The organism is Streptococcus sp. GMD3S, from assembly GCF_000298695.2.
Classification (GTDB): domain Bacteria; phylum Bacillota; class Bacilli; order Lactobacillales; family Streptococcaceae; genus Streptococcus.
Map to the genome: position 1 here is coordinate 1 of NZ_AJRC02000030.1, position 6,117 is coordinate 6,117.

The window sequence follows — 6,117 nt, forward strand, 5'->3', positions numbered from 1 at the left end:
GGAGATACTGGGACAAACATGGGAATGACCATTGAGAATGGTGCGAAAGAAGTAGCAGACAAGCCTGCTTCTACAGTTGGAGAAGTAGCGAGCATTCTTGCTAAAGGACTCTTGATGGGTGCGCGTGGGAACTCAGGGGTTATCACTTCTCAGCTCTTCCGTGGCTTCTCTCAGGCTATCAAGGAAAAAGATGAATTAACAGGTCAAGACTTGGCTCTTGCCTTCCAATCCGGTGTCGAAGTAGCTTATAAAGCGGTTATGAAACCAGTTGAAGGGACCATTTTGACTGTTTCTCGTGGAGCGGCTATTGGGGCTAAGAAAAAAGCCGAGGAGACAGATGATGCTGTTGAGGTCATGCGTGCAGCCTTGGAAGGTGCAAAAGCAGCTTTGGCTAAGACACCAGAAATGCTTCCAGTCCTTAAGGAAGTTGGTGTGGTAGACTCAGGTGGTCAAGGTTTGGTCTTCATCTACGAAGGATTCCTTTCAGCTCTTACTGGTGAATACAGTGCTTCTGAAGACTTTGTAGCGACTCCTGCCAACATGAGTGAAATGATTAATGCAGAGCACCATAAGTCTGTGGCTGGACATGTTGCAACTGAGGATATTACCTTTGGTTACTGTACAGAGATTATGGTAGCCCTCAAACAAGGTCCAACTTATTCTAAGGACTTTGACTATGATGAATTCCGTAACTACTTGAATGACTTAGGCGACTCTCTACTTGTTGTCAATGATGATGAAATCGTCAAAGTTCACGTCCATACAGAAGATCCAGGTCTTGTCATGCAAGAAGGTCTCAAATATGGTAGCTTGATTAAGGTAAAAGTGGACAACATGCGTAACCAACACGAGGCGCAAGTTGAAAAAGAAGCAACTCAAGGAAACAAGCCTGCTGAAACAAAAGAGTATGCCCTTATCGCAGTAGTAGCTGGTCAAGGTTTAGCAGATATCTTCCGTGCCCAAGGTGTGGATTATGTTATCGAAGGCGGGCAGACGATGAACCCTTCAACAGAAGACTTTATCAAGGCTGTTGAACAGGTCAATGCTCGCAACATCATCTTCTTGCCAAACAACAAAAATATCTTTATGGCAGCTCAGTCTGCGGCTGAAGTGCTTGAACAACCTGCTGTTGTGGTAGAAGCGCGTACAATTCCTCAAGGGTTGACCAGCCTTCTTGCCTTTGATCCAAGCAAATCAATCGAAGAAAACAAAGAACGCATGACTGCAGCCCTCGGTGATGTCATCAGCGGTAGTGTAACGACTGCCGTTCGTGATACAACTATCGATGGATTAGCAATTCATGAAAATGACAATCTTGGTATGGTCGATGGGAAAATCCTCGTGTCAAATCCTGACATGCACCAAACCTTGACTGAAACTTTGAAACATATGTTGGACGAAGATAGTGAAATCGTGACTTTCTATGTCGGTGAAGACGGAAGCGAAGAACTTGCCAATGAAATTGCCCAAGAAATCGCAGAAGAATTCGGAGATGTTGAAGTAGAGATTCACCAAGGTCAACAACCCGTATATCCATATCTTTTCAGTGTGGAATAATCGTGAAAATTAAATGAAAACAACAGAAGGAAGCTGGTTTTACAGCTTCCTTTTTCTATGCAAATGGAGTTATAAAGAAATTTATGTAGAAATGAACATTCTATTGGAAATTCTATTTACTATAAGTTATAATGATAAAGCTGTTATGTTAGATTAAGTATGAATATAAAGGAGAAATGATGAAGAAAAAATTTTTTAATCAATCTTTTTCCCGCTTTTCAATTAGAAAGTTAAGTGTTGGGACCTGTTCGGTATTGCTAGGAACCTTTATGGTGATGGCTACTTCTCCGGTGCAAGCAGATGAAGCTCAAGTCAACAATAAGGAACAACAAACGCAGGCAGAAATTCAACAAAAGGAAAAAAGTGCTGAGAATGGGCCGGAAGTCATTTCTGAGCCTCAAAAAGAATTGACACAGAACGAAGCGGTTAAGGAGCTGGAGGATAAAGCTGAACCGTCCAAAACAGAAGTATCTTCACCAGTCGCTCAGAGCCAACCAGTTTCTCAAGTTGACAATATCAAGGAAGCGAGTCAGCCTTCTTTAGATGAGGAGAAAAAGCAATCTATAGAATCAACTCAAACTGAGCAGAAAAGCAAGGAAGAAAGTGGCTCTAGCGGGAAAACTTCTTCTAGGCGCAAGAGATCGCTAGATGAAGTCAATGCTGCATTTCAAGCTCATTCGCCAATCAAGGATATCCATGCGGTAGATAGTGTCCGTGAATCCTTGACTTTTAGTATTACTGGGCATGAAGCAGACTATTCTGGTGGGTATATTAAAATTCATTTCCAAAATGGGAAGGCTATTAAATTGACCCCTTCTCCAGTCGGTGGTGTAAAGTTTAGCCAAGAAAAAGCGAATGGGGATCTTGATTTAAAGATAGAACCTGCGAATCTGAGAGGTGGGGCAAACTATAACTTCGTCTATACTTTTCAGATAGATCCTTTGACGCAGAATTGGGGAGGCGCTGTCCAAGCCCTTGGACCAGACCATAAGGTGACCGCAACTGCTAAGCTCTATGACAAAAATGGCAATGTCCTCAAAGAACTTGGAAGCATTGAACACACATGGAAAGTCTTAGAAAACGGTGTAGGTGGTCTGACACCAATGTCTAACAATCAGGTCATTGGCTATGATCGAGACAACGATGGTATCGTTGACGATGGTTCGTCGGTTGTGTCTTTCTACCTATTTAATGGTGCGAAAGATCCTAAGAATAATACGGCAAGAAATGATTATTTCAACTATGGAAATGGTGTCTTTGATGGTCGTATGATCAATGGTATGGGGATTAGTGATGTCGGGGGACATATCATTGATCCTGTCACTTCTTATACCTATAATGTAGATCTAAAAGAAGGTTATGAATTGACAGATGAAGCCAAAGCTTTGGGATGGACTGCCGATGCGACGGGTTACCATCTGACCATTAACAGAGCTAACAATCCGCTTCAAGATATCAATAACAATAAAAATAAGCTCATTCCAATTTCTTTTAAGTTAAAGAATGCCAAAGTAGCAGATATCAATAGAAAAGCGCAAAACCTAACTGTGACAGGTATCTATACAAAAGCAGATGGGACTAGTTATCAAAATACGGCCGTTCTTCCCTATACTCTCTTTGTTCAAAAAACAGATCAGCCAGAGTCTTCTCTCTTCGAATATAGACACTATAATCAGTCTGACTCGGAGATAATTCGTTCCTATGGTGAAACAGAATACCGTTCTTATGTTCGACTCTCATCAGTCGCTGAGGTTGAAAAAGATTATCCTATCAATGACTACACGGTCACCCATAGAATACAAGACCCACGAGAGTCTTATCGAGAAGTCAATGCGATTGAGGAGCGTTATTGGAATGAATTTTTCTCTTCACCGGATGCATCTGTAGAAGTATACAATAAAGCTACAGGTGAGTTGTTAGGGACTTTTAATAGTAACACTCGTAGCCTACGACTGACGGAAGAGCAAGATGTGAAGGAACTGGAGTACAAGTTTAAAAATATCAAGATGAGGAAGTCCTCAACAAATGATACATCAATGTTTGTTTTCCAGACCAAAACACGTTTTAATAATTGGGAAAGTCTCTATAAAGATTCGACAATCAGTAAGTTGGATTCTAGAACGGATTTCACATTTAACAATACTGGTAACACTGTTTCCTTATCTCAAACGGCCTCAGCTGAATTAACACGCGTTAGCCAGCAAATTTCGATGGTTGGACGCCGTCGGACAGATGTCTTTAATCGACACACAGATGCTTCTGGTTTTAAAGAAGATTTTATCACAAGGACTGCGGGTAAAGAAACTCCTACCCAGAACTTCGCAAACTTGACAGGAGTTTACCATCTGGCTTATTTGGCTGATCCACAATTAAACTTTAGTGGGAATCCTAATTTTAAGGTCTATTATAATTACAAAGATACTGGGAAAACTCTCTACTATGCCCAAGTAAAGGGGACTCCAGACTCCCCTATGCCTGCAACACTTTTGAAGTTAGAAAACAAGACGATTCCAAATGGGACCTACACCTATAAAGCGATTGCTTTTTGGGACGAGGAACTTCCTGACGTTCAAGCTCAGAATGGTTATGACTTGGGGGAGCTAGATGGGATTACAGTTACCTCGAAAAATTCAGTTTCTTATGACTTCGATGTGATCGTACAGGCTTCTGAAGCGAGTGGTGTCTACTCTGAAGTGAAGAGAGCTACAAATCAACACTTTGCCTATAATACTCAAGAACATTATCCTGGTGATGAGATTGATTTCAGAGTGACCTATAAAAACGCAGCGAAACAGCCTGTTTCAGACGTTTATGTTTTGTCATCCTTGCCGATGAAAGGTGATAAACAGCTAGAATCCAGAAATCGTGGCTCTGAATTTACAGTGAGTTTGACAAAAGCTCTAACACCACCTTCAGGCTGGGAAGTTCAATATAGTCGCACTGCGGGCACTGCTGCGGAAATTAATGCTTCACAATGGCTCACAGCAGATCAAGTGTCGGATTGGTCAGAGATTCGTGCAGTTCGTTGGCATTCGACTGCTCCGGTTGCTGCTGGAAGTAGGGTTCAATTTCCTATCAATGGAGCAGTTATCGGGCAAGATACTGCCCCAGGTGCTACGGCTTATCTTTCTTCGGCATTGGCAAATGGCAGTTCCAAGTACACTGAGTCCAATAATGTTTCAATCCAAATGTCTACCAAACTGTCATCTGCAAGTTTTACCTTTGTGGATGTAAATGATCCATCTAAGGAAGTACAACTAGGACAGGTAGACACAGTTGTAGGCAAACCTAATGGACCAATTTCTTATGATCCTGATCGTCGAATTAAGGAATTAGAAGATGCAGGATATGAACTGATTAGTAACGATTTTACAGATCATAACTTTGGTGACTTGGCTAGCCCAAGACAATTCAAGTTTCAGTTTAGACATAAGATTACAGAACTAACCGAAACTGTTCGTGGAACTCGTGAAATTAATTATGAGTATTACAGAAAAGCAAAAAATCCTGATTTATCGCTTCTTCCTCCCAGACATGTAGAATCCCATTCGTTTACTCGAACCAAGAGAATCGATCAGGTTTTGGCAAAAATGCATCCAAATGATGCGACAGCAGGTGTGACATACTCAGCCTGGTCTGCAGACCAAACTTGGTCTCAAGTGATTTCGCCTGAAATTCCTGGCTATTACCCAGGTGAAGATATTGACGCAAATACATTGTCGGGAGATGAGGCTCTTGATCAATATTGGATTAGTGCGATAAATCCGAGCGATGAAGAGTTGGAAAAAGAATTCTCTTGGGATAGGTTGGTGTATTATGTTCCGCTTCCAGTTGTACCTTCAGCAAGTGCAGCGAAATCTAAAGGCTTTCAAGGGCAGAAGCAGGCAGCGACGATTCAATTTGATGAGGATAGAGCAAGCGAGAGCGAGGTCCACTTTACAAAAGGGACAACAACCATTAATGGAGCAAAGAAATCCGTTGAACTAGTCCAAAGTAGTGTCTTTCTTTATGATGAGAATGGACAAAAGGTAACTTCGCTAACCATTGCCGACCAAGGGACGTACGATTTAGATCTTGTAAATAAAACAATTGTCTTTACTCCACTGAAAACCTTCTATGGTCCGGCAACTCCAGTTCGAGTTGGAGTGGTGGATAAAAATGGGGAGTCGGCTGTAACGACCTATACCCCAGTTGTTGAGAAAGTAACTCCGACTGGTTCAGGTGATAAGACAGAAGGACTTCAAGGTCAAGTCCAAGAAGGTAAAGTGACCTTCACGCCAGGTCATGACTCAGTTCCATTCCCAGCTGATTCAACTCCACTATTTGACAACGGTACAACTGTGAAGGAAGTGCCAAATGTTGGTAAGTTTGAAGTGGACGCAGAAGGCAAAGTGACCTTCACTCCGGACAAGCAGTTCAAGGGTGAAACACCAGAACTTGAATTGACTCGTGTTGATGCCAACGGAACTCCAGTTACTGTCAAGTACCAAGCGGTGGTGAAAGAAGTAACCCCAACCAGCACTAACGCAACCAGCACAGGTCCTCAGGGTGTTCCACAAA

2 protein-coding genes are annotated in these 6,117 nt (G+C 42.1%); both read left to right on the forward strand.

The window, feature by feature from the left end; all coding sequences use genetic code 11:
* A partial coding sequence (locus GMD3S_RS0209205; RefSeq protein ID WP_025172998.1) for a DAK2 domain-containing protein occupies positions 1-1,557 on the forward strand: 1,557 nt, incomplete at its 5' end.
* Between the two features lie 176 nt (positions 1,558-1,733).
* Positions 1,734-6,117 (forward strand): YSIRK-type signal peptide-containing protein (locus tag GMD3S_RS0209210; protein WP_008289325.1); only part of this gene is annotated, 4,384 nt, incomplete at its 3' end.